Raw genomic sequence first — 24,814 nt, forward strand, 5'->3', positions numbered from 1 at the left:
AATTGTACAAGAGACAGGGCGCGTTTAGGTGATTATTACGCGATGATTCAGCATCAAATTTATGTGTTGCGTGGTTACCTGACAACAAATTATCAAACAGTGGCACCCCTCGCCAACAGTGAATACAAGCCCCACAATCTTAATATAAATTAAACACTGCAGTCATTTCGCTAATTTTATCACGCATTCATCCATCTACATTTCGTTAGCATGTTAAAACTATACAACACCCTTTCCCGCAGCAAGCAAGACTTCAAGCCCATCACAGACAAAAAGGTCAGCATGTATGTCTGCGGCATGACGGTATATGACTTCTGTCATTTAGGGCATGCACGCGTGATGGTCGTGTTTGACATGGTTGCGCGATGGTTCCGCGCCAGCGATTATGAAGTGACTTATGTACGCAATATCACCGATATTGACGACAAAATCATCAAACGTGCCAACGAAAATAACGAAAGCATCCAAAGCCTCACCCAGCGCTTCATTACCGCCATGGATGAAGATTCGGCCAAATTGGGGATTATCCGACCTGACATTGAACCACGCGCCACCGAACACGTGCAGGGCATGCTGGACATGATCAGCCAGCTGATTGCCAAGGGCTTTGCCTACCAGGCAGGTAACGGTGACGTGTTTTACAAAGTGCGCATTTTTAATGACTACGGCAAACTCTCAGGCAAAAGCCTGGACGATTTGCGTGCTGGCGAACGTGTCGATGTCGACGGTCACAAGCAGGACCCGCTGGACTTTGTGTTATGGAAATCCGCCAAACCAGGCGAGCCTTATTGGGAGTCTCCGTGGGGCAATGGCCGTCCTGGCTGGCATATTGAATGCTCTGTCATGAGCGCCGAGCATCTGGGGCAACACTTTGACATTCATGGCGGGGGGCAGGATTTACAGTTCCCGCATCACGAGAACGAAATCGCTCAATCTGAAGCCACCCACGGCTGCACCATGGCTAATTACTGGATGCATAACGGTTTTATCCGTGTGGACGATGAAAAAATGTCCAAATCGCTGGGCAATTTTTTTACCATCCGCGAAGTACTGGAAAAGTATGACCCGGAAGTCGTGCGTTTCTTTATCTTGCGCGCACATTACCGCAGCCCGCTCAATTATTCCGATAAGCACCTTGATGATGCCAAGGCTTCATTAACGCGCTTGTACACGGCATTACGCGGCATCAAGATCACGGACATTACAATTGATTGGAGTTTGCCTCAGGCTGCTAAATTCAAGGCCGCGATGGATGATGACTTTAATACGCCGGAAGCCATTGCCGTGTTGTTTGAACTCGCCAATGACTTGAACAAGGATAAATCTGCCTCCACGGCCACATTGCTGAAACAATTGGCTGCAATCATCGGCTTGTTGCAACGCGACCCGGAAAGCTTTATGCAAGGTGAAACCGGCAATAGCGACCTGGATATTGAAAGCCTGATCAATGCCCGTATTGCGGCCAAAACAGCCAAAAACTACGCCGAAGCAGATCGCATCCGCAAGGAGCTGGCTGAGGCTGGTATTATTCTGGAAGATACCCCGCAAGGAACGACCTGGCGTCGTGCTTAGCTAAACGACTCATGATTCTGTTGGGCTTAAAAATGTATAAAAAACTGGCCTTGTTGTTACTATGCATCGTAACCAGTCTTCAAGCTGAAGAGTTAAATTATCAGCACTCGATTGCGATGGACATCCCTTCATTTCATGAGAAAGCTGATGCGTTACACATCATGACGCACACCAATAAGTTCAGCATTTTGCCAGTTTCACGCCACAATGCAGCTTTTATTCAGACACCCCAGGTACCAGGGGCAGACCCGATTTCATCCCTGGTGGGGGCTTTGATTGCGACCAGCATTATCAATGGCCAGAATGCAAGGGAAAATGATGCCGCCGCCAGGTTTAATGCCGAGTTAGCGGCAATCCTGCAATCCATGGATATTAATCAGGAGTTCAGTGCAGCGTTACAAGAGAAGCTGTCTGAACAACTCGCCAATACCCAATTTGAGTTTGAACATGTCGACTCTAGAAACACCTTAAATCAAGCGGGGTTGTTGGTTCGAATCAAGCAAAACTATATCCTGACGTTTGAAAATCGCCTCTATTTTGATAGCAAACTTCAATCACTTTGTTTTGAAACCAGCCCAAGGCTGTGGGTGAAAGATAAAGTAAATCCATTTTATCTGTCAGAAATTAAATATATCTCTCACCAACTGATCGGCCAGGATAAAAACCTGTTGAAAGCGAGCTGGACTCAAAATGGCGGGGAGCGATTGAAGCAGTCGATTCGTGACGGTGTACACGTTGCGGTTGAAATGTTCATCCTGGACTTCCTCGACAAAACCTGGAAAACTGGGCCTGCATCAACGGTCAGAGAGATTTCTTTTATAGACACCCATTCAGGGAAAGCCAGCAAGAATCAATTATTTCTATTGGCGGAAACACCCGACCGGATTGCTGGCCGGATGTTTGCTCATGATGCTGCGCAGCTGATTTCGATACCCAAATCACAACTGATCAGCCAGGCCGCACCTTAAATTATTTCAAATTGCCGCCAAAAAAAGCATTGCCAAGGCTATCGATACCGCGATCCAGATTGGTGTTCACAGCAGTAGAGACGTTGTCGAAGCTAGGTGACTGATCCCAAGGCTCAGAAATAGGCATATTGCTCACATCATCCACATACCATTTCAGCTCATTGGTATTCAAATCAACCAAATATCCCTTGTATTTGAAATCAGCCATAGGAGCGCCTGTGGGCATGAATCCGTAATAATTTCTAATCGTGCCAACACGTTCTACCGCCAATAACAACACATAATCAACGTCATTTGATTTTAAGCTGCGGAAATCGTACTCGGCATAAGGCGTCGTTTCTGACTTGCCGGAAAACTTCTGCATCTTTTGTAAATCAATCGCTTGATCAATTTTCTTCACCTGAAACCCTCTCGCCTGCAATTGGGCGATAAATTCGTTATCCATCGTTTTCACTTTGGAGGTATCCATTTTCTCCAGATGTGTGATCAACGATTTTGCATTACCACGATTAATTGCGATATCTAACAACCCCATATTGCCCGTCATAAATGCATCTGGTTTCGGTGTTGTGGTTTTGGCGATGCCAATGACGGGTTTGCGGTTCTCCCAGAAGTGATTATCCAGTGCTACCGGCTTTTGTACTGAAGCACACCCGACTAAGCCAAGCATTAATACTATCGAAATTATTTTTTTCATTTTTCTTTCAATCTTTAATTAAAGTTTAAGTGTCCGTTAAAACTTACTCTCCTATCAAGTCTTAACAAATCAAAGATTATCACATCGCCGAACATAAATTAAATCATGGAGCCGGTTTATCACCGTTTTTAGGGCAGACTTTTTGTCACCATTCTCTTGTAAAATAGCCATTTACTTCAAAGACAAAATCGCGAGAGAAATCGAATGCCGGTCAAACTAGTCGCTCCCCTAGCAAAATCATTATTACCCGTCAAAGGTGTACAACTCGGATACGCCCAAGCGCATATCCGCAAACCCAACCGTAAAGATGTGCTAGTGATCACCCTACCTGAAGGCAGCAGCGTGTCTGGCGTGTTTACCCTGAACCGCTTTTGCGCAGCCCCCGTCACCGTATGTAAAGAGCATTTAAAACTCAACAAAGGTATACGCGCCTTGCTGGTGAATACTGGTTGCGCCAACGCAGGCACTGGCCAACAAGGCCTGGACGACGCACGGGCCAGCTGCATCGGTGTGGCACAAGCATTGAATATCAGTCCTGAACAAGTGTTGCCGTTCTCAACCGGTGTCATCCTGGAAACGCTGCCCATGGACAGGTTGCTGACTGGTATTGCCCCTGCTGTCGCCAACCTGCAGGAAGACAACTGGCTGAATGCCGCTGAAGCAATCATGACGACAGACATCGTTGCCAAGGGGACTTCGCGCCAACTCACTATTGATGGCAAAAAGGTAACAATTACTGGCATCAGCAAAGGTTCCGGCATGATTCACCCCAACATGGCGACCATGCTGGGTTATATTGCCACCGACGCCGCTATTAGCCAGGCGGCGCTCGACAGCATCATCCAGTACGCCGTGAACAAATCCTTTAACTGCATCACCGTGGACGGTGACACCAGTACCAACGACAGCCTGATCCTGATGGCGACTGGCCAGGCAGGCAATGCGGTCATCAATGAGCAGAGTGCCGATTTTGTCACCTTGCGTGATGCACTCACAGATGTCGCTATCGAACTGGCACAAGCGATTGTGCGTGATGGCGAAGGCGCCACCAAGTTTATGACCATACAGGTTGAAGCTGGCAAAGATGAGGAGGAATGTCGCAAGGTGGCTTATGCCATCGCGCATTCACCGCTGATTAAAACCGCATTTTTTGCTTCAGACCCTAACCTGGGCCGCATTCTGGCGGCCATTGGCTATGCAGGGATTGAAGACCTCGACGTCAACACCATGCAGCTTTATTTAGGCGATGTATTGGTGGCTGAAAAGGGTGGTCGTGCTGGGAGCTATGTTGAAGAGCAAGGCGCTGCAGTGATGAAGGAAAGCGATATTTTGGTGCGCGTGGTGCTTAACCGTGGTCGCGCCAATGCGACGGTTTGGACATGCGATTTTTCTTACGATTATGTGAAGATTAATGCGGATTACAGATCGTAAGCAAAGGTGCGCTTAAGTCGCACCTTTTTCCGTTCTGGAGGTGAATGACATTCTCGCCGTCAATCCTCGCCAACAACCCTGCCTCGACCGCGTTTAACGACGCTACGCTGCATCTTGCCAGCCACCCGCCGTTTCCTGGCCGCCAAGGTCGGCCGGGTAGCGTAACGTATCGGCTGCACATGCCTCGCCGCCTCTACAATCGCATGCAGGCGTGCAATGGCATCCCGTTTATTAGCTTCTTGCGTCCGGTATTGCTGCGCCTTGATCACTAACACACCTTCCGCGTTAATTCGCTGATCCTTGCTATGCAGCAGCCTGCTTTTAACTGCTTCACTGAGGCTTGAAGCATGGATATCAAAACGCAGATGAATGGCCGAAGAAACCTTGTTGACGTTTTGCCCGCCTGCGCCCTGCGCACGAATGGCACTCAACGTATACTCTTGAGCAGGAATCTCTATCATGGCTGGTCACCAGCATTGATCAATGCAAAAAAGTCCTCAACTTCTTGCTGTACCCGCGTGCGTCTGAAAGGCGGCAAGCTTTGCCAGATACGACGACCATAGGGTTTATCCACCAGGCGCGGGTCACAAATCATCAGCACGCCTACGTCCTGTTCGTCACGGATCAGGCGTCCGGCCCCCTGCTTGAGGGTAATCACCGCGTAGGGTAACTGGTACTCCATAAAGGCATTTTTACCTTCGGCATTCATTTTGTCGATGCGCGCAGCCAGCACAGGGTCGTCTGGCGGCGCAAAGGGCAGTTTGTCTATGATCACGCATGACAACGCTTCGCCACGCACATCGACGCCTTCCCAGAAACTTTGTGAGCCAACCAGCACTGCGTTGCCGTGAGCCCGGAAACGGTCCAATAACTCCGTGCGGTTGCTCTCGCCCTGCATCAATAATGGGTATTCCAGGCCATGCTCTTCAAATGCCTGTTTGAGCAGCGCATGCACTTCACGCATGGCTTTCAATGAGGTGCACAACACAAACGCCCTCCCACGGCTGGCCTGCAATATGGGCAGGCTGACCGAAGCGACAGCCGCAGTGTAAGCGCTGCTATTAGGCTCGGGCATGCCACTTGGCACATAGAGCAATGCCTGTTGGCTATAATCAAACGGGCTTTGCCAGTGTTTGGTTTGTGCAGCCAGCAAGCCCATTTGGCCCTGGTAATGACTGAAATCACTCTTCACAGCCAAGGTGGCCGACGTAAAAATCCAGGCACGCGGTTGTGCATTGAGCTGCTTGCCAAAACCATCTGCCACACTGAGGGGGGTCGCGTGCAATTGCACACTTTGGCTGAACACTTCTACCCAGCGCACCAGGTTGGCCTGATTGCCTTTTAACCAGGCTTCCAGCAAAGCCAACAATCCTTCTCCGCGCTGCCAGCATTTTTCAAGCAGCGGATCCCGGCCCGCCTGGGTTTCAAGCACGGCGGTGAGCGTGGACAAGGTTTCAAGCATGCGTTGATAGGCATCGTCAAAATTTTTAAGGCTTTGCGCTTTTTGCACTGGCATGCGCGAGCCTTCAAACTGGAACACCAGCCGGAAATCACGACAGGCCTTCTCCAGCGGCGGCACCGCTTCGCTCAGCGCGACACAGTCCTTGGCAATACTCAGGTAAGCCATCTGGCTATCGCGCCCCAAATCCATCAACTGCGAGGTGGATATATCTTCGCCAAAAAACAGGCCTGCCACTTCCGGCAACTGGTGCGCCTCATCAAACACCACTGTATTAGCACTCGGCAACAATTCAGCCACGCCTTCATCGCGCAACATGACATCCGCAAAAAACAAGTGATGGTTGACCACCACCACATCCGCAGCCAATGCCTGCTTACGTGCCTCCATGACAAAACATTGCTTGTAGTACTGGCAATCCTGGCCTACGCAGTTATCGCGTGTGGAAGTCACTTGTTGCCACACCGTCGCCTGCTCAGGCACCTCTACCAGCTCGGCCTTATCGCCGCTTTGGCTGTGTTCGGCAAAGCTTTGCAGGATAGGGATATATTGCGCATCTTCGCGCGACTGGAAACGTCCTTCCTGGCTGGCACGCTGCAAATGGTAATGACAAATATAGTTGGCACGGCCTTTGAGCATGGCGACAGAAACTGGCACTTTGAGTGCCTCCCTTACCGCAGGCAAGTCACGCTGGTACAGCTGGTCTTGCAGCGTTTTGGTCCCCGTTGAAATAATCACTTTACCGCCGGACAACAAGGCGGGCACCAGGTAAGCATAGGTTTTGCCCGTACCGGTGCCAGCCTCAGCCACCAGTTGCTGTTGCTGTTCAATCGCTTCGGCGATTGCCTGCGCCATCTCCTGCTGCTGTGGACGGCTACGAAAAGCAGGCATCGCTTGCGCCAAACACCCGTTTTCTGAAAATGCGGAACTGACTTGCTGCTGTAAAGACATATCTTAATTATCCCACGAGCGCACATAAATCGCAGGCTTTTTCAACCACCAAGCGTGTTCTCCGTCGCCCACAATGGCAGCAAAAAGCCCCGAATACTTGCATATGCCATTAAAGTATGGCAAGGTTTAGCCCGTAGTGCTCTGTTTATAACCTCAACCCCGTTCTCCAAGCCTTTGATTGCGATGAATAAATCAGTTATTCGGCTGGCTGCATTAATGGTCAGCATGCTGCTATGCCAATGCAAAAGCGTCGCCGCGCCAGGCGATGACAAGCGCTGGCAAAATGCCTACAGCTACACTCAAGATCAAGCGATGGAGAATCAGTCTGCCATTTCTGGTAGCTGGTCGGAAAAAGTTGAAGAAATCATGATCAGCGCCCTGAGCCTAACCGGCGTAGACTACAAATATGGTGGCCGCAGCCCCGAAACCGGTTTTGACTGCAGCGGGTTTGTCCAATACGTATTCAAGCACGCAGCTCAAATTTCCCTACCACCATCAGCACGCACCATCAGTGAAATGGGGGATGCCGTCAAACGTGAAGACCTGCAACCTGGCGACCTGGTGTTTTTTAACACTCTAAGATCAGCTTTTTCACATGTGGGTATTTATGTTGGCAACAACCAATTTATACACGCACCCAGGGCAGGTGCGAAAGTTCGTATAGAGAGCATGGATGAACGCTACTGGAGAACGCGCTACAACGGGGCCAAACGCCTCGAAGTGGAAGCGTCACAATAAACGCAGCCTGCTTAATCACTCCCCAACCCCTTTAACTGGCCTGTCACTGTGCCCCAGTGAACGCTCCGGGTCTATCATGTCGCGGATCAATTGCTTCAATTCTTTAGATTCAGGAAACCGGCCAGCCTCTTTACGCGAAAAAATCACCTTAGCATCACAGCGCACTTCAAGTATGCCACCTGTCCCGGGCACCAGATTGACTGACTTTAAATCCCCATCAAATGTCGTCAGTAGCTCTTGCGCCAGCCAGGCCGCCCGCAACAGCCAACGGCACTGTGTACAAAATTCAATTTCTACGATAGGCTTTTGCATATTTCTCTCTAAACATTTATTTGCGTGGAAAGTATAGTCAATTTTATAGAAATAGCGGAAAATGAACTTAACAGCGTTCTCTCCACTCTCTAAAACAGGCTGACATCCGTTGATGCAACTTGACTCTTAATACAGTAATATTCTTCGCTTAATTGATCACACAAGGCATTGTATGCGTTCCAAATTAGAAAAGTTCGGCTTGCTGGGTGCAGGCGTATTTGTAGGTATTCTGGTGAGTATCAATATTTCCGCCTGGGCAGACCGGACATCCGTCTCTCAGCTGCCTATTGACGAGCTGCGTGTTTTTGCCGAAGTATTCGCCAAAGTAAAATCTGACTATGTAGAGCCAGTAGAAGATAAAAAACTCATCAATGAAGCGCTTTCCGGCATGCTGCAAGGCTTGGATCCGCATTCTACCTTTATGGATGCCGATGCTTACAAAGAACTGCAAGCGGGCACTCAAGGCGAGTTTGGTGGCCTAGGTATTGAAGTGGCCATGGAAGATGGCCTGGTGAAAGTGGTCACCCCCATTGAAGACAGCCCCGCTTACAAGGCTGGCCTGAAATCAGGCGACCTGATCATGAAACTGGACGACACCCAGGTGCGCGGCCTGACCCTGAACGATGCCGTCAAACGCATGCGCGGCACCCCTGACACCAAAATCACATTGACAGTCTTGCGCAAAGGCGAAGACAAGCCACTGACTTTCACCCTGACACGTGCTGTCATCAAGGCACAGAGTGTGAAAAACAAATGGATTGAACAGGATTATGGCTATGTACGCATCACCCAGTTTCAGGAGCGTACAGGTGAAGATCTGGCCAAAGCGCTTAAAACGCTCGCTGCCGAAAACAAAAAACCGCTGAAAGGCCTGGTGCTGGATTTGCGTAATAACCCGGGCGGTTTACTGGATGCTGCGGTAGGCGTGTCTGCGGCCTTTTTGCCAAAGGATGATCTGGTGGTGTATACCGAAGGTCGTGTTGTGGATTCAAAAATGCGCTTGAACGCAACACCGATGGACTATGCACGTCGTGGCAAATCAGATTATCTGAAAGACTTGCCAGAAGAATTTAAATCCGTTCCTATCGTTGTGCTGATCAATGCAGGCTCTGCTTCCGCCTCAGAAATTGTAGCTGGTGCGTTGCAGGATCATAAACGTGCCACCATCATGGGCATCCAGAGCTTTGGTAAAGGGTCTGTGCAAACGATCTTGCCAATGAACAATGGCAGCGCGATTAAATTGACCACCGCCCGTTACTTTACGCCTAATGGCCGTTCAATACAGGCCAAGGGTATCGTGCCAGATATTACGGTCGATGATGGTTCTGATCCAAGCCTGAGCCTGCATGAAGCTGATTTGAAACGACACTTGTCCAATCCGACCGATGCTAAAGGCAATGTGGATAGCAAAGCGCTAGACGAAGCAAAATCACGTGCAGCTGCAGAGAAGCTCAAGGAAGAGAAACATGCCGAAGCACGTGGCCCGATTGAACCAGCAAGCAAGGATGACTTCCAGTTTCAACAGGCATTGAACCAACTCAAAGGCTTGCCAGTTCAGAAAGCACCAGAACCCGCTAAAGTAAGCGCAGCTAAACCGTAAGTAACTCTTTATTGGCCGCCTGATCACAGAACACAGGCTGCCAACAGAGGTTTTGGACAGGGAGCACGACATGCTGACTTTACCACCACTAACATTAGACAATGCGATTGCTGTGATGGACATGGGGCTGCGTACTGTATTTAGCCCCGCCGTTGCCAGTCGCCCTTACCCGGCCGCTGAGGTAGCGGGTGAAAGTGTGTTGTCCGATAACGAACGCAAGCATGCCGCAGCACTCATGCGCATCAATCATGTCGGTGAAGTCTGTGCCCAGGCTTTGTATAGTGGCCAGGCACTGGTGTCACGCGACCCCGCCAATGTCGAGGCGTTAAAACAGGCATCACGTGAAGAGGTTGACCATCTCGCCTGGTGTGAACAACGCATCACCGAATTGGGTGGGCGTAAAAGCTTGCTGAACCCTCTCTGGTATGGTGCCAGTTTTGGTTTAGGACTCACTGCCGGATTGTTGGGCGACAAATGGAACCTGGGTTTTCTGGCTGAAACTGAACATCAGGTTTCGGCGCACCTGAATAGCCATTTACAAACACTCCCTGCCGGTGACAATGCCTCGCGCGCCATTGTCGCCCAAATGAAAACAGACGAAGAACAACACGCCCAAACTGCCGAACAGCTCGGTGGTGCCGCATTGCCGACCCCGGTAAAACTGGCCATGCGTCTGGCATCAAAAGTGATGACACGGACTGCGTATCACTTGTAAGATTTGTAGTAACCTAGAGTCAACCATGCAAAAATTTAGTGACAATCTTCTGATGCTGGACACTGCGGACCATGTGAAACGCATTGAACTGTATGATGAAAACAATCAGCCAGCAGGTGTGATTGAAAACAAACCCGGCACCCAGGGATCGATCAAGGTTTACCACCATCTGTTTAAAATGTTTGGTGAAATCAATACTGACGCGGCAGTAGAAGGTTTAGCCTTGTATGCCGAACACACTGAGGATGCAGAAGATCATCCAGGCAAGCACCCCAATATTGACCGCTTACTGAATGTCCTGGATAAAGAGCAGACGCTCTCCATTAAGTTAGTGACAGAATAATCGACACCTTATTGAAAAGCCTCCTGATTCAGGAGGCTTTTTAGTTGATACACAAAGCCGGGATAAGGTTAGCAGCCGCTAATTACTTTTGTAGTAGCTGCTGCGCAATGGGGGGATGATAAATAAACTCTAGCAAATGCCCTACACTGTCCAGGCAATAAAAGCCACGTGAGCCATCCCGATGGCTTTTGGGCGCCTCGGTAATGCGTACATCATGCGCAACCATATGCGCATACCAATCATCCACCGCCTGTGCGTCGGTCAGCACAAAGCCAATATGATCCAGGCGCTGCATCGGATCAGGCGTATAACTGACCCTGTGCAGGGCAAACACATCACCCTGGTTGGTCAAATATACATTGTCTGGATCCGGTTGCCACTCAATCTGCATACCGACCACACGCGTGTAAAAATCGACAGCCGACTCTAACTCTTTGATAAACAAGGCCACATGCCGGATACCTATCATGCCGTGAGGAATGCTCATGCCAACTCCTCACTTAATCGAAGCTGGGCGCTTTGATTTCAAAGCCGTGCGTAATCTCGCAGGCTTTTTGCAACATGATGCTGGCCGAACAATATTTCTCTGCAGAGAGTTTTACTGCACGCTCCACTTGTGTCTCATTGAGGTTCTCACCCGTCACCACAAAGTGTACATGAATCTTGGTAAATACTTTAGGCACTGTTTCCGCGCGCTCAGCCTGAATCTCAGCCACACAGTCAACAATCGGCTGACGTGCTTTTTTAAGAATGGTGACGACATCAAACGAAGTACACGCCCCCATGCCAATCAGCAGCATTTCCATCGGGCGCATGCCAATATTACGTCCGCCATTCTCAGGCGCACCGTCTAAAACCACTGCATGGCCAGTTTCCGACTCACCGACAAAGCTGACACCATCTATCCATTTCACCTGGACTTGCATTATGACTTTCCCATCATTGAATCAATTCACCACGAACCAAGGTCAGTGTATTGCTGAAGCATGCAAAATCGCACTGCCATGATGGTGGCGTGAAAAGAATTATTTTTACTTCACACCAAGTAGCTCGACATCAAACACCAAGGCAGCATTGGGCGGAATCACGCCACCCGCACCACGTGCGCCATAGCCCAGATCAGAAGGAATAATGAGGGTACGTTTGCCGCCCACTTTCATGCCCTGCACACCTTCATCCCAACCTTGGATGACCTGACCGCCCCCCAAAAAGAAATTAAAGGGCGACTTGCGGTCCAGGCTGCTGTCAAACTTCTGGCCTTTATGGTCTTCTTTATTGGCGTCATATAGCCAGCCAGTGTAGTGCACAGTGACGTTAAAACCAATTTCAGCTTCGCGCCCATCACCAACCACCGTATCAATCTTTTGTAACTCAGTCACATTGGCAGACATTTGTGTAGCTTCCTTGTTTTTTGAAGAATTGGATTGCGCTTGGCAACCTGTGACAGTCATCAACATCAACATGCTGAGACCAATTAATTTGATTCCAGATTTCAATTTATTTACTCCCAGAAAACACGTCATTTTACGCGCTTTTAATAACAAATTCTCGGGCAATTAATGCCCTTCGATCAGCTGCTTTAGTAATGTATCCTGTACCGCACGCACCGCAGCTGCGCGGACATGGTTCGCCACCACCACCAGCACATAGCGCTTGCCAGCACTATCCTGCACGTAGCCTGCAATACTGCTCACGCCCTCCAGCGAACCGGTTTTGAGGTAAGCCATGCCTTTACTTGCGCCATCGGCGAGACGTTTCTTAGTGGTACCATCCAGCCCGAGTATCGGCATAGAGGCCATCAATACGGGCATCACCGGGCGTTGCCAGGCTGTGACGAGCAATTGCGCCAAATGTTCCGCGCTGATACGCTCATTGCGTGATAAGCCTGATCCATTTTCCAGCACCAGCTCAGGAAATTGCAAGCCGCGCTGCCGCAACACCTGCTTGAGGGCGAGCCCAGCCCCCGCCTCATCGGCTGGCGTAAAACCTGCTTCCAGGCCTATGGTCAGCAGTAACTGACGCGCCATGACATTATTGCTCCACTTGTTGATATCGCGCACCACACTATCCAATGGCGGGGAGGACCAGGTGGTCACCAGCGTCGCAGCGTCAGTCACTGGTGTCAGCACCAGCTGACCATTAAACTGCCCCCCAAGCTGCGCCCACAATTTCTTAAAGCTGGCATAAACGTATTGCGTGTCGCTCAGCACACTGAGTTCCAGGTAACGCTCATCGCATTGCTCAGGCAGGGTGCCATTAAAAGCAACCGTCACGCCGTCAAGGTAGGGGGTGACTGTGTAACGCAAGTCCCCGCGCCAGTCATTACACGCGCCCTTTCGAGTTTGCATGGTATTAATGACACGGATTTGCGGTAATTCGAACTCCTGGGTGATTTGTACGGTAGGTTTACCTGCCAACTTCGTCGCCGCAAAGCTGAAGCTGGTATTGCGACCATTCAGTAACAAGGCACTCGGATTGGCGTTATAAGCGCGCCAGGGTTCGTCATCCAAGACTGGCCGCTGACTCACTTCAGGCGCATACGCCGATAAATCCAGCACCAGGTCACCCTTGATTTGACGGATACCTTGTTGTTGCACCAACTGCAGCAAGCGCCAGAAATCAGTGATATTGAAAGCAGGATCCCCAAACCCCTTGATTATTAAATCGCCATCCAGTATCCCTTGGTTCACGGGTCCGTTTCGGTAGATTTCAGTTTTCCAGCGATAGGCGGGGGTCAGCGCTTCGAGTGCAGCATAGGTCGTGACCAATTTCATCACGCTAGCCGGATTCATGGCTTTGGAGGGATTGTGGCTAATCAGCGGCGATCCGCCATCAACAGGCTGCACGATGATCGCCACACTGTCGACAGGCAATTGTGCTTTGCTCAATGCATCTTGCAAATAATTGGGTAACGCAGCCTGAGCCATGGCTGCCCAGCAGCTGCATATGACAAATAGCCAGCGCATTACCTACTCTCCAGCACAGCAGCGCGTGTAGTTTGAGCCAGGTGCAGCATATCTGCCTCATTCAAACAATAAGGCGGCATCCAGTACACTGTATTGCCGATGGGGCGCAGCAGTAAGCCATGCTTTAATGCCGCAGCGTAACAATCGCGCGCAAAGTGTGGATTGTGCGTGGTGACTTCAAAGGCGGTAATCATACCGCGCTGGCGGGTATGTTGCAGTGTCAAATCATAGTCCTGTACAGCCGCCCATAACTGTTGCGAGATATGGCGGTTATTTCCCAGCACATCTGCAGTTTCGAACAACTTCAGCGTGGCCAATGCCGCACTACACGCCAGTGGATTACCGGTATAGCTATGGCTATGCAAAAAGCCTTTGACGGTTTGATCATGATAAAAGGCTTGATAAATCTCCTCCGTCGTCAACACCACAGACAAAGGTAAATAACCGCCAGTAATGCCTTTGGACAAGCAGATAAAGTCTGCAATATCGCTGACCTTCCCCCCCGCCTGCTCACAGGCGAACAATGTACCAGTTCGGCCAAAACCGACAGCAATTTCATCGGCAATCAAATGCACCTGATAGCGGCTGCAAATCTCGCGCGCGCGCTGCAAATAAGCGGCATGGTACATCGCCATACCTGCTGCGCCTTGCACCAATGGCTCGATAATAAACGCGGCCAACTCCGTATGATGTTCAGCCACATAAGTTTCCAGGGCGTCGGCACAACGCAGAGCATAAGCCTTCTCAGACTCACCTGCCTCTGCAAGTCGGCTATCCGGGCTAGGCATTTGTGCTGACTGCAAAATTAGTGGTGCATAGGTGTCTTTAAAAATGGCGACATCGGTGACGCTCAGTGCGCCCAAGGTTTCACCATGATAACTGTTTTGCAAACTGATAAATTGAGTTTTCTGCGGCTGGTCAACATTTCGCCAGTAATGAAAACTCATCTTGAGTGCGATCTCGGTGGCACTGGCGCCATCTGAACCGTAGAACGCGTGACCCAATCCAGTTAAGGCCGAGAGCTTTTCTGAAAGCTCCACCACTGGCTCATGGGTAAACCCGGCCAGCATGACATGCTCTAACTGATCAAGTTGAGACTTAATCGCTTCTTTAATGACGGGCTGGTTATGACCAAATAAATTGACCCACCAACTACTGACAGCGTCGAGGTAACCCTTGCCGTCGCTATCAAACAACCAGGCACCTTCGCCACGCGCAATCGGCACCAAAGGGTAACGTTCGTGATGTTTCATTTGCGTGCAAGGGTGCCAGACGGCTTGCAGGGAGCGTTGTAATAAATCAGGGTTGTTCAATGGTAATCCACTTCTCTTTGGTGCTTAATCGCTAGCACCAGCACTAAATTTGCGAGCTCATCATATTGATAGCGCGCCAAATAGCCTGTGCTGCCATGCGAGATCACTAACTCTCTTAAACCGTTTGGTAGCTGCCTGCCAACTAAAGGATGCTTTTTTAACAAATCAATACCATCACTTATCACAAACAAAATGTGATTCGCCAACTCGAGATTATCTTGATGAAACATGCTAAGCCTAATCAAATCTTCTCGCGCATCAAGCGCATATTCCACTCGGCAGAGTTGCTGGCTCATTTTTTATCTTTTACTGGAATCAAATCGGGCAGAGGCTGACCATTCAGCTTTGCTCGCACATACGCATGCACGTCCTCAGCCGCATAAGAAATACCAGTTTCACGATAATGCTGTAGAGATGCCTCAGCCCGTGCCATAAATGCGCGCTCTTGTTCTTCACGTGCGGCCTTTTCTGCAATGGCTTCTAGCATAAATGCGTGAGCAGTTTTGTCTGTGTTTGACACTAAGTTACTCACACGGTCTTTTAAACTATCGGGTAACTTTAAGCTGGTGGTTGCCATGATTTTTTCCTCAAAGTGAAAAAGTGTTACCAAAGTAACACCCCAACCTTTGCCTGTCAAATGCTGCTTTGTGCTATAGTGCGCATCTTATTGATTTATATGCATTATCCATGCAAAAAACCCGCAAACACCTGGAAATGCTCGCCCCCGCCAAAAATGCCGAGTATGGCATTGAAGCGATTAACCATGGCGCTGACGCCGTGTATATCGGTGGCCCGGCCTTTGGCGCGCGCGCCAAGGCACCAAACACCGTGCAGGACATCGCGCGCCTGGTGCAGCATGCACACCGCTTTCATGCGGAAGTGTTTGTGGCGTTGAATACCATTTTTCATGACAATGAGCTGGAAGGCGTGCGCCAGTTGGTGCATCAGCTCTACGACTCTGGCGTCGACGCGCTGATTGTGCAGGATATGGGTTTGCTAGAACTGGACTTGCCGCCGATCCAACTGCACGCCAGTACGCAGACTGATATCCGTACAGTTGAAAAAGCACAGTTTCTGGACCAAGTAGGGTTTAGCCAGATCGTGCTGGCGCGGGAACTGGATATCGCCACCGTCAGAAAAATCGCCGATGCGACCACGGCCAATCTCGAATATTTTATTCACGGTGCCTTGTGTGTTGCATTTAGCGGCCAATGCTTCATCAGCCATGCGCATACCGGCCGCAGCGCCAACCGTGGCGAATGCTCACAGGAGTGCCGCCTGCCCTACACGCTGGAAGACCAGAAGGGCCGCATTATCGGCAAAGACAAACACTACCTGTCGATGAAAGATAATGACCAGAGCGCCAACTTGCGCGCCCTGATTGCGGCAGGGGTGAGCAGCTTTAAAATTGAGGGCCGCTACAAAGACTTACCGTATGTGAAAAATGCCACCGCGCATTACCGCCAGTTACTCGATGAGATTCTGGAAGAGATGCCCGAGTATTCAAAATCGTCAGGCGGGCATGCGACCTACACGTTTACACCACAACCGGAAAAAACCTTTAACCGCAGTGCCACCGATTATTTTGCCAATGGCCGCCAGGCGGATATTGGCGCCTTTGATACGCCAAAATTTGCTGGCGAAGAACTCGGCAGAGTGCGCAAGGTGGGCAAAGATTTTATTGATGTCGCCACTGAGATTGAACTACACAATGGCGACGGCGTGTGCTTTTTTGACGTGCACAAAGAGCTGGTGGGTTTACGCGTAAACATCGTGCAAGCACTGGACAAATATACCCAACGCTTATTCCCTAACGAAATGCCGGCGGATATCCGCAACAACACCCAGCTTTACCGCAACCGCGATCATGCCTTTATGCGCTTGCTAGAGAAAGACTCTGCGACACGCAAAATTGCGCTGAATGCCGTGTTGTATGAAACACGTGACGGCTTTGCATTGACGCTGACCGATGAACAAGGCTTTAGCGCAACCGCGCAATGTGATGCAGAAAAACAACCTGCCAATGATGCAGAAAAAGCCGCCGTTTCACTGCGGGAAAATCTGTCCAAACTAGGCAATACAGACTTTGTTGCGCAAGAGATCAGCCTGGAACTTACTCAAGCCTGGTTCTTGCCCGCCTCCGTGGTCAATCAGCTTCGCCGTGAAGCCATCGAAGAACTGCAAGCTATCCGCACGCTAGGCTATGAGCGCCCGACATTAAGAAAAGCAGCCGAGCCGCCTGCGATTTATCCGCAAGATAGCCTGAGTTATCTGGCTAACGTCTATAACCAAAAAGCGCGTGACTTTTACCATAAGCATGGCGTCAAACTGATTGCCAGCGCTTATGAAGCCAATGAAGAACTGGATGAAGTGCCAGTGATGATTACCAAACATTGCCTGCGCTTTAGCCATGGCTTGTGCCCAAAAGAAGCCAAAGGCGTGATTGGCGTGCAAGGCACAGTGACCGCCGAGCCGATGACGCTGATCAGCGGTAAAGACAGATATACGCTCAAATTTGACTGCAAACCTTGCGAGATGCATGTCATGGGCAAAGTGCGCAAACATATTCTGCAAATGCCGCCGCCACAACCGATTACGTTTTTTGATAAACGCCCGGTATGAATGATGCCTGATGGGGAGCCTGAGACAGGATGAATGAATATACCTATCTGCTGAAAGTCGCGATTGCACTGATTGCCATTGTGAACCCCATCGGCTGCCTGCCTATTTTCATCAGCGCAACCAGTGGCTGGAGCAAGGTCGAGCGTGCACGTACAGCACGTACGGTGGCGATCACAGTCATGATCGTACTCTGCGTCTCCGCCTTTATCGGCGACAAGATTCTTGATTTCTTTGGCATCACTATTCCGTCTTTCCAGGTCGGTGGAGGAATATTACTGCTGCTGATTTCCATCTCAATGATGCACGGCAAACAAAGCGCCACACGACAGACACCAGAAGAAGCCCAAGACTTAAGCGAACGCGAAGTGATTGCCATTGTGCCACTCAGCATCCCCTTGCTGGCAGGCCCTGGCGCCATTTCAAGCATGATCCTCACTGCGCAACAGCATCCAGGTTTTTGGGGGCACCTGAGCCTGGTGATCCCTATTGCGCTGATTTCACTGTTCATATGGGGCCTGCTACAACTGGCGGATGGCATTACGCACTACTTGGGTAAAACCGGTATTAATATTGTCACACGCCTGATGGGCTTGATTCTGGCCGCTATGGCCGTGGAATTTATTGCGCATGGCTTGTCTGGCCTGTTTCCACAATTAGTCACTGCTGCATAACCACAAGGCAGTCTAAATTACCCCTCCCTCAATCAATCGCTTAGCGGTAAAATAACGCTTTTAACGAAACCTGCCTATCTTGAGTTCTTCCGTTCTACAACCCTCTAAATCTTCACACCAATGGAAACCTAACGTGACCGTGGCGGCAATCATTGAGCAGGACGGCAAGTTTTTACTGGTTGAAGAAACCACAGACCGCGGCAATCGATTTAATCAGCCGGCTGGTCATTTGGAAGAGGGCGAAACGATTATTGCAGCTGCGATTCGTGAGACGCTTGAAGAGACGGCTTATGATTTCACGCCTGAGGCTTTGGTAGGCATTTACCACTGGCAGCATCCGCTCAACGGCATTACCTATTTGCGTTTTGCCTTTACCGGCAAATTGGGGACGCATTATTCAGAGCAGGGGTTGGATGATGGCATTATTCGCACCGTATGGAAAACAGAGGCAGAAATTGCAGCTGAAGGCGAGCTCATGCGTAGCCCGCAAGTATTGTTGTGTGTGCAGGACTACCTCGCTGGAAAACGTTATTCTTTAGACATTTTGAAGCATTTGGGCCAAGCATTATGAGTAAGCCACATGTCATCGTCGGGTTGTCCGGCGGTGTTGATTCCTCCGTCACAGCCTTGTTGTTGAAACAACAAGGTTACCAGGTCACTGGTTTGTTTATGAAAAACTGGGAAGACGATGATAATGATGAGTATTGTTCTTCACGCCAAGATTTGATCGACGCTGTTTCGGCCGCTGATATAATTGGTATCGATATCGAAACCGTGAATTTTAGCGCCGAGTATAAAGAGCGAGTGTTTGCTAACTTTTTACAGGAATACCAGGCAGGCCGCACGCCTAACCCGGATATTCTGTGTAACGCAGAAATCAAATTTAAGGCCTTTCTTGACCACGCCATGGGGATGGGCGCAGACCTGATTGCCACCGGCCATTACGCACAGGTGCGTGAAAACCCGATTGAGCCTGGCAATTATCAACTGCTTAAAGCCGATGACGGCAGCAAAGATCAGAGCTACTTTTTGTCGCGCCTTAATCAGGCGCAACTCTCAAAAACACTGTTCCCACTAGGTAAATATCTCAAACGCGAAGTGCGTGAAATTGCCCGCGCACACGGGCTGGCCAATGCCGAGAAAAAGGATTCAACCGGCATCTGTTTTATCGGCGAACGTCCGTTTCAGGAATTTTTGCAGCGTTACCTGCCACGCCATCCTGGCGTCATGCGTACGCCTGAAGGCAAAGTAGTCGGCGAGCATGAAGGCTTGATGTATTACACCATTGGTCAGCGTCAGGGTCTTAAAATCGGTGGCAGCCGCGAAAGCAATGGCGAGCCATGGTTTGTCGCAGCCAAACATATGGCCGATAACGAACTGATTGTGGTGCAAGGTCATGATCATCCGCTTCTGCAAAGTGATGGTTTGAAGGCCGGGCAATTACACTGGATCAGCGGCGAACAACCGCGTACCAATTGGGTGTATGCCGCTAAAACGCGTTACCGCCAACCTGACGCACCTTGTGAAGTAGATGCTGTTAACGAGGAAGAAGCCACGATTCGTTTTGGCCAGCATCAGTGGGCAATCACTCCCGGTCAAAGTGTGGTGGTATATGAAAGCAACGTGTGTCTGGGTGGCGGGATTATCACAGGCGCGATTTAGCCATCTAAAAGGCATGGTTATTGCTTATGCTTCCATAATGTAATGACAACGAACCGCCAAGTGACGAGGAATGACACCTTATGGCCTACATCTTAAAAAATAACGAAGGCGTAATTATTGCAGCAAGCCCGGATACGCAAGTGGCGGCGGACTGGTTAGCGGTGGAAAATACAGATACTGAATACCTGGCTTTTTTAGATAATGAATTAAAAAAGCACCATACCTTCCGTGAGAGTGACATTCAACTGGCGCGAGTGCTGGAAGACCTGATCAGCATTTTGATTGACCGTAGCCTGATCAGTTATACAGACTTCCCTAGTGCCGCCCAGAAACGGTTAAATGAACGCCAGAGTCTGCGGCATAAAAACAAGCTGAGCCTGCTTGGCGACGACGACGTGACCCCGCTGTAATCTCAATAAGTCATTTCGACCAGAAACTTCACATTACGTCCGGGGCCGTACATACCCAAGCCTCCCATGGTCCCGTCCAGGCGATAAAGTTCATTTTTGAGGTTCTCACCGATCAATCTTAGTGTCATGTGTTCATTAGCTCTCCACCGGATACCAGCGTTCCACAACTCATAGCCATCCTGCATCCCAAACTGTGGATTAGACACAGCTGTCCCACTTGCTAATACAGTTCTTTCCGACACCTTTCTATATGTCAAATTCATATCTATATCTTTTAAGATTTCGGTACCGATATTGATATTGAGCGCATTCCCAGGCACTGTAAATAATGGAATTTGCGTGGCTCCATTAAACAACTCACCATTAATACGTGAATAGGCAGTGCGCATATAAAAATTACGATATTGCAAGAAACTTTCAATCTCCACTCCATTTCTGCGTTCCCATCCATTTTGAGTGATTCTTCCATCAGCCTCTTCTCTTAATGACAGCAACAAATGAGATGTATAGGTATGGTAAAAGTTAAACTTTCCTGAAAACCAAACATCTGTATTTAGCAAATGTGGATTCTGATAACTGACCCCGACTTCGGTTGACTCAGACAGTTGCGGCTGATATAGCTCCCCGCATATCTGGGAGGCAGGTCCATTTGCAGGCATTGCACCAGCGGTACATAAACTAAAATTTCCCTGCGTAAAATACTCATCAATTAATGGCGGCCTAAAGCCTTGTCCGTAATTAGTATAAAACGTTAATTTTTCCGGTTTGTTTTTGGAGAAAAGATCATAGGCCAGACCTAAACTCCAGGTTTCCTCTTTAAATTTTATTTTGCTATTTTGGTTGTAGGGCTCAAGCAGTGCCAAAGTACCGCCATCAGCCTTCACCTCGTAACTATCATTTCGATAACCTGGTGTCACACTAAATTGACCAATTTGAAGTTTGGGTTGCAAGTAAATTGCATTAAATGATTTACTTCCCGGCGGCGCAGAAGCATTGAAACCGTTGGGATATTGCGTTGTTTGAGTAGTGCTAAGTCGATTATCAAAAAAACGCTCAATTTCCCTTTCGCTTGAATTGTACTGATATCCAGCAAGCAAGGAAGCAATCACAGAGTCGCTTTCAAAAAGCACGGCAAGATTATTAATATCAACAGTTTTTGTTTTGTACTTATAAGTATCGGTCAAATTCCCACGGCAGATGTTGGTGTTTGATGGATTGGGCCGATATACGATTCCATCACATAGCGGCTGTGCGGAGTTAAATGACGACATCCCAGGACGCATCAAATCTTGTAGATTTGTATGCCCTGCACCTATCGTGGCTTTTAAATTAATCCATGGATGCACTGGCTCATAATGAAGGCTTTCAGACCAAGTTAAATCATCAATTGAACGAATAACATTACCAAAGAAACCTGGCTGTCCTCCAGTCGCATCATAAGGCTGCAAACCTGTGTCCTCAAACTTAACAACAGAGGTTACTAATTCAATGTCCTCCACCGGAAATAAGCTCACCTTTAACAAGTGAGAAATAGACTCTATTGCCGAGTCATCCAGTTTGGTGCCATCGCCCAAAGTAATATTATTTGAGTGCCTGTTTGAATAGTTGTAGAGTATGTCTACCCTTTCATCTGGTCGTCCATAGACGAGATAAGATCTGGTGTACTCATCATTGTTGTTGCTATATCCAAACTTCACTTTCCCACCATACTTCTGACCTGGCCTTAAAAAATCTTCAGCACTTTTGGTCGAGGCAATAATGGTCCCACCCAGAGAACCCGAGCCACTTGCAATCTGCGGGCCTCGCTGAACCTCAATACTTTTTAACAGCTCAGGCTCAATGAATGTGCCTCCCATCCGATACTTTTCAAATCCCTTTTGCACACCATCCACTTTAACCATCACATCTTCATTATCCGCGTAACCACGTATACTGAATGTCATACCACTCGGACGTGGCCCTCCGCTGATTGACACACTCGGCACTGAACGAACAGCATCGAAAATATTACTAGGTTGGTTTCGTTGCAACTGCTCAGTCGTAATTGTAGTAGTCGGCAAAGTCGAGTTAATTCCTGATTCTTCCTTTACTTTTTTATCTGTCACTGATACTTCGGGCAAAGTATCCACATTTTCAGTATCCTCGTTCTTTTTTTCAGCCTGCTCATTTTGAATGGTTGCCTCAACCTCCGCGACAGTACTTTCACTTACCTGTTCGGCTGCATGTCCAGCAGCAGTAAACACCCAAAAGCAAAGACAGATTTGCAATATATCTAAACCAACAAGTATCAACTTATTATTTTTCATGTGTTGCCACACTTGCATAGCGCATTTCGCCATAAGAACTTTACTTAACGGAAAACGAAGAAGTAAAGGGGCTAAAACGCCCCTTTGTTGTGAGTGCTTTAATTGAAATTAGGCTTTATTTTTACGCGCGCGACGCGTTGCCAATGTCAACAAACCTAAACCCATCATGCCGTAAGTCTCAGGTTCTGGTACTGCGGTAACAGCCACAGTGGCTAGCGCTACTTGATCCAGGCTCATGTGAGGTGCTGAGGCGCTAAATGTAAATGTATAAAGACTATCGCCCGCAACGTTAGCCCATTTCCAGTAAACCTCTTGCTCGGCACTCTCGCCCCCCATCACAATGGTAATCGGGCCGATGGTATTCACTTCTGAAGCGCTGGCGGAAGCGCCATTCAACGTAGCGGTGATATTAGGTACGGAACCTAATGTGCCTATACGCAGATATACATCATATAGCCCGTCCACATCCCCTCCACCAAGCGTGGTAGTGAATTGCATACCGACTGCGCCAGCGAAAATACCTAATCCATAAATATTGGAGCCATTTGAATATCCGCCAGATTGAGCCGGATTATTTAATGTAAGGTTCGCAGTCGCATTTGTGGAAACATCTGGTGTTGAATCATTAATGCTTTCAATGTCGGTCCACTCAGCGAATTGCGACAACGTTGAACCTGCCCACGGTGCAGTGGTATCCCACGCATTGGCAGTTGCAAATGCAGACCCACTAAAAGTGACACCCAATGCCAAAGCTAATACTGATAATTTCATGATTTGAATCTCCTCAACGAGCACCTGTGCCCCTTCCTCACGAAGGCCATGGCGCCACCTCTAAAATAAGTCTCACGGACCCACACCGTTGAGTATTTCAATCACCATGCAAACACATGGTTATAAAACTGAAATCAAGAGAATAAATTCTGGTTATTTTTCTACCGCAGCCTCAAAGTCAACGACAAATCGGTATTGCTTGCCGCAATCGATAATGACTTCTTTTTGCCCGCGTTTTAACAAGCGAATATCTACCTTGATGCTGCCAAAACCGTCATGAGCTATCAGCTCATCCAGTAATTCGAGCAATCTTTTTTTAACAGGCGCATTACCAGCTTGCATAGCATTTATTCATATGTGTTTTGTTTATTTTTAAATGATAACAATTATCATTTACTTTATCAATAAGAAATAACCCTTCACGGTGAGTAAAGAATGGTTAATGTCCGAACTGGCACTTTTAGGGAATCACAGCATGAAACAAAGACTTAGGCAGGATGGTTTGGCAACCACCCTCGGGAGAATCAAGAGGAATGACAAGAGGAAACAGAATACCCGCTTGTGCGAGTATTCTGCGATAGCGCTCAATTATGGTTGAGGCAAGGTTTGTTTGAAGCTGGGGCGTTTGACGAGCACACCATAGTGTTTGGCCAGGTTGGGAAACTTTTCCTGCCAGTATTTACCTTCCCACTTTGCATTTTTAAAACGCAAATCGATATAACCAAGCGTGGTTCCCAAAGCAATATCTGCCAGGCTAAAAGTCTCGTTGACACACCATTTCTTTTTAAGCAGATCCTCATCCAACGCAGTCAAGCCAGCAGTCACTTTGGCAAACTGCTTCTCAATCCAGGCGGCAGATTGTTGTGCATCGGGTTTACGCTGTTCCAGCATCACAGCCACAGCTGCGTCACAGATCCCATCCGCCAATGCTTCCCAGCGACGAACTTTGATCTTGGCCGAATGGTCTTGCGGAATCAGGTGAGCCACTGGTGTGCGATGATCCAGATACTCAACAATCACACGCGAATCATACAAGGCCTCGCCATCATCCAGCACCAGCACAGGGACTTTACCCAATGGATTATGTTGGCTGACTGGACAATCCGGTGCGGACAATACCACCTCGGTTAACGTGAGGTCGACATGTTTCTCGATGGCGACAATGCGCACCTTGCGCGCATATGGACTGTTTACCGTATATAAAAGCTGCATAGTGTGATGTGAGCCAAAAGGTTAAATACTTGTTCAAAAAAATACCCCATGACGAAAATCGCATGTCCAAACATAGCGGGTCTTGGGGTTCTTTT

At 48.9% G+C, this 24,814-nt stretch carries 27 protein-coding genes; 12 read left to right on the forward strand and 15 right to left on the reverse strand.

The window, feature by feature from the left end; all coding sequences use genetic code 11:
- The first annotated feature begins 210 nt into the window (after positions 1-210).
- Together cysS and ACJ67_RS11995 are read left to right on the forward strand one after the other, a co-directional pair.
- Positions 211-1,572 (forward strand): cysteine--tRNA ligase, encoded by a 1,362-nt coding sequence (cysS, locus tag ACJ67_RS11990; protein ID WP_082164033.1) that lies wholly within the window; start codon positions 211-213, stop codon positions 1,570-1,572.
- Between the two features lie 272 nt (positions 1,573-1,844).
- Entirely contained in the window at positions 1,845-2,540 is a 696-nt protein-coding gene (locus ACJ67_RS11995; RefSeq protein WP_197080621.1) for a hypothetical protein, read from the forward strand.
- A 1-nt stretch (position 2,541) separates the two neighbouring features.
- Here ACJ67_RS11995 and ACJ67_RS12000 read toward each other — a convergent pair whose 3' ends face one another.
- Entirely contained in the window at positions 2,542-3,237 is a 696-nt protein-coding gene (locus ACJ67_RS12000) for a hypothetical protein (RefSeq protein WP_156171680.1), read from the reverse strand.
- Between the two features lie 204 nt (positions 3,238-3,441).
- On the opposite strand from ACJ67_RS12000, the gene argJ reads away from it, so the two are divergent.
- Positions 3,442-4,668, forward strand: coding sequence for a bifunctional glutamate N-acetyltransferase/amino-acid acetyltransferase ArgJ (argJ, locus tag ACJ67_RS12005; RefSeq protein ID WP_049639269.1), 1,227 nt, complete (start codon positions 3,442-3,444; stop codon positions 4,666-4,668).
- Between the two features lie 59 nt (positions 4,669-4,727).
- Here the strand turns inward: argJ and arfB are convergent, their stop codons facing one another.
- Together arfB and ACJ67_RS12015 are read right to left on the reverse strand one after the other, a co-directional pair.
- On the reverse strand, positions 4,728-5,129 hold the full coding sequence (gene arfB, locus ACJ67_RS12010) for an alternative ribosome rescue aminoacyl-tRNA hydrolase ArfB (protein WP_049639270.1): 402 nt from the start codon (positions 5,127-5,129) through the stop codon (positions 4,728-4,730).
- Positions 5,126-7,078 (reverse strand): ATP-dependent DNA helicase, encoded by a 1,953-nt coding sequence (locus tag ACJ67_RS12015; protein ID WP_049639271.1) that lies wholly within the window; start codon positions 7,076-7,078, stop codon positions 5,126-5,128. The genes arfB and ACJ67_RS12015 overlap by 4 nt, the downstream gene beginning before the upstream one ends.
- 183 nt (positions 7,079-7,261) lie before the next feature.
- On the opposite strand from ACJ67_RS12015, the gene ACJ67_RS12020 reads away from it, so the two are divergent.
- Positions 7,262-7,816 carry a C40 family peptidase gene (locus ACJ67_RS12020; RefSeq protein WP_049639272.1) on the forward strand — a complete coding sequence of 185 codons (555 nt, stop codon included), beginning with the start codon at positions 7,262-7,264 and terminating at the stop codon, positions 7,814-7,816.
- 15 nt (positions 7,817-7,831) lie between these two features.
- Here the strand turns inward: ACJ67_RS12020 and ACJ67_RS12025 are convergent, their stop codons facing one another.
- The gene (locus ACJ67_RS12025) at positions 7,832-8,128 is read right to left on the reverse strand and encodes a SelT/SelW/SelH family protein (protein ID WP_049639273.1); all 297 of its coding nucleotides are present in this window, start codon (positions 8,126-8,128) and stop codon (positions 7,832-7,834) included.
- A gap of 172 nt (positions 8,129-8,300) precedes the next feature.
- Between ACJ67_RS12025 and ACJ67_RS12030 the strand changes: the two genes are divergently transcribed.
- From ACJ67_RS12030 to ACJ67_RS12040, 3 genes are all read left to right on the forward strand, one after another.
- The gene (locus ACJ67_RS12030) at positions 8,301-9,728 is read left to right on the forward strand and encodes a S41 family peptidase (RefSeq protein WP_049639274.1); all 1,428 of its coding nucleotides are present in this window, start codon (positions 8,301-8,303) and stop codon (positions 9,726-9,728) included.
- 70 nt (positions 9,729-9,798) lie between these two features.
- Complete coding sequence (gene coq7, locus ACJ67_RS12035) at positions 9,799-10,443, forward strand: 2-polyprenyl-3-methyl-6-methoxy-1,4-benzoquinone monooxygenase (RefSeq protein WP_049639275.1); 645 nt, start codon at positions 9,799-9,801, stop codon at positions 10,441-10,443.
- 25 nt (positions 10,444-10,468) lie between these two features.
- A complete protein-coding gene (locus ACJ67_RS12040) occupies positions 10,469-10,786 on the forward strand; it encodes a DUF2322 family protein (protein WP_049639276.1) in 318 nt (105 codons plus the stop codon).
- Between the two features lie 82 nt (positions 10,787-10,868).
- On the opposite strand, the gene ACJ67_RS12045 is transcribed toward ACJ67_RS12040, so the two are convergent.
- From ACJ67_RS12045 to ACJ67_RS12075, 7 genes are all read right to left on the reverse strand, one after another.
- On the reverse strand, positions 10,869-11,273 hold the full coding sequence (locus tag ACJ67_RS12045; protein ID WP_049639277.1) for a VOC family protein: 405 nt from the start codon (positions 11,271-11,273) through the stop codon (positions 10,869-10,871).
- Positions 11,274-11,286: 13 nt separating this feature from the next.
- Positions 11,287-11,712, reverse strand: a complete 426-nt coding sequence (locus ACJ67_RS12050; RefSeq protein ID WP_049639278.1) for an OsmC family protein — start codon at positions 11,710-11,712, stop codon at positions 11,287-11,289.
- A gap of 105 nt (positions 11,713-11,817) precedes the next feature.
- Positions 11,818-12,249, reverse strand: coding sequence for an FKBP-type peptidyl-prolyl cis-trans isomerase (locus ACJ67_RS12055; RefSeq protein ID WP_369799112.1), 432 nt, complete (start codon positions 12,247-12,249; stop codon positions 11,818-11,820).
- 93 nt (positions 12,250-12,342) lie between these two features.
- Positions 12,343-13,752 (reverse strand): D-alanyl-D-alanine carboxypeptidase/D-alanyl-D-alanine-endopeptidase, encoded by a 1,410-nt coding sequence (dacB, locus tag ACJ67_RS12060; RefSeq protein WP_049639279.1) that lies wholly within the window; start codon positions 13,750-13,752, stop codon positions 12,343-12,345.
- Positions 13,752-15,065, reverse strand: coding sequence for an adenosylmethionine--8-amino-7-oxononanoate transaminase (gene bioA / locus ACJ67_RS12065; RefSeq protein WP_082164035.1), 1,314 nt, complete (start codon positions 15,063-15,065; stop codon positions 13,752-13,754). Before bioA ends, dacB begins: the two co-directional genes overlap by 1 nt.
- Positions 15,062-15,361: a type II toxin-antitoxin system RelE/ParE family toxin gene (locus ACJ67_RS12070; protein ID WP_049639280.1), complete on the reverse strand. Its 300-nt coding sequence runs from the start codon at positions 15,359-15,361 to the stop codon at positions 15,062-15,064. The genes bioA and ACJ67_RS12070 overlap by 4 nt, the downstream gene beginning before the upstream one ends.
- A complete protein-coding gene (locus ACJ67_RS12075) occupies positions 15,358-15,642 on the reverse strand; it encodes a hypothetical protein (protein WP_049639281.1) in 285 nt (94 codons plus the stop codon). Before ACJ67_RS12075 ends, ACJ67_RS12070 begins: the two co-directional genes overlap by 4 nt.
- Positions 15,643-15,752: 110 nt before the next feature.
- On the opposite strand from ACJ67_RS12075, the gene ACJ67_RS12080 reads away from it, so the two are divergent.
- From ACJ67_RS12080 to ACJ67_RS12100, 5 genes are all read left to right on the forward strand, one after another.
- On the forward strand, positions 15,753-17,687 hold the full coding sequence (locus ACJ67_RS12080) for a U32 family peptidase (protein WP_049639282.1): 1,935 nt from the start codon (positions 15,753-15,755) through the stop codon (positions 17,685-17,687).
- 29 nt (positions 17,688-17,716) lie between these two features.
- The gene (locus tag ACJ67_RS12085; RefSeq protein ID WP_049639283.1) at positions 17,717-18,358 is read left to right on the forward strand and encodes a YchE family NAAT transporter; all 642 of its coding nucleotides are present in this window, start codon (positions 17,717-17,719) and stop codon (positions 18,356-18,358) included.
- Between the two features lie 139 nt (positions 18,359-18,497).
- Complete coding sequence (locus ACJ67_RS12090; RefSeq protein WP_049639926.1) at positions 18,498-18,929, forward strand: NUDIX hydrolase; 432 nt, start codon at positions 18,498-18,500, stop codon at positions 18,927-18,929.
- Positions 18,926-20,020, forward strand: a complete 1,095-nt coding sequence (gene mnmA, locus ACJ67_RS12095; protein WP_049639284.1) for a tRNA 2-thiouridine(34) synthase MnmA — start codon at positions 18,926-18,928, stop codon at positions 20,018-20,020. Before ACJ67_RS12090 ends, mnmA begins: the two co-directional genes overlap by 4 nt.
- A gap of 80 nt (positions 20,021-20,100) precedes the next feature.
- Positions 20,101-20,430 (forward strand): hypothetical protein, encoded by a 330-nt coding sequence (locus tag ACJ67_RS12100; protein ID WP_049639285.1) that lies wholly within the window; start codon positions 20,101-20,103, stop codon positions 20,428-20,430.
- Positions 20,431-20,432: 2 nt separating this feature from the next.
- Here the strand turns inward: ACJ67_RS12100 and ACJ67_RS12105 are convergent, their stop codons facing one another.
- The 4 genes from ACJ67_RS12105 to ACJ67_RS12120 form a co-directional block, all read right to left on the reverse strand.
- Positions 20,433-22,736: a TonB-dependent receptor domain-containing protein gene (locus ACJ67_RS12105; RefSeq protein WP_082164149.1), complete on the reverse strand. Its 2,304-nt coding sequence runs from the start codon at positions 22,734-22,736 to the stop codon at positions 20,433-20,435.
- Positions 22,737-22,844: 108 nt separating this feature from the next.
- On the reverse strand, positions 22,845-23,507 hold the full coding sequence (locus ACJ67_RS12110; RefSeq protein ID WP_049639286.1) for a PEP-CTERM sorting domain-containing protein: 663 nt from the start codon (positions 23,505-23,507) through the stop codon (positions 22,845-22,847).
- A 153-nt stretch (positions 23,508-23,660) separates the two neighbouring features.
- Positions 23,661-23,849 (reverse strand): hypothetical protein, encoded by a 189-nt coding sequence (locus ACJ67_RS12115; RefSeq protein ID WP_049639287.1) that lies wholly within the window; start codon positions 23,847-23,849, stop codon positions 23,661-23,663.
- 246 nt (positions 23,850-24,095) lie between these two features.
- Complete coding sequence (locus tag ACJ67_RS12120) at positions 24,096-24,719, reverse strand: glutathione S-transferase family protein (protein WP_049639288.1); 624 nt, start codon at positions 24,717-24,719, stop codon at positions 24,096-24,098.
- Between the last annotated feature and the right edge of the window lie 95 nt (positions 24,720-24,814).

The organism is Methylophilus sp. TWE2 (genome assembly GCF_001183865.1).
Taxonomy (GTDB): domain Bacteria; phylum Pseudomonadota; class Gammaproteobacteria; order Burkholderiales; family Methylophilaceae; genus Methylophilus.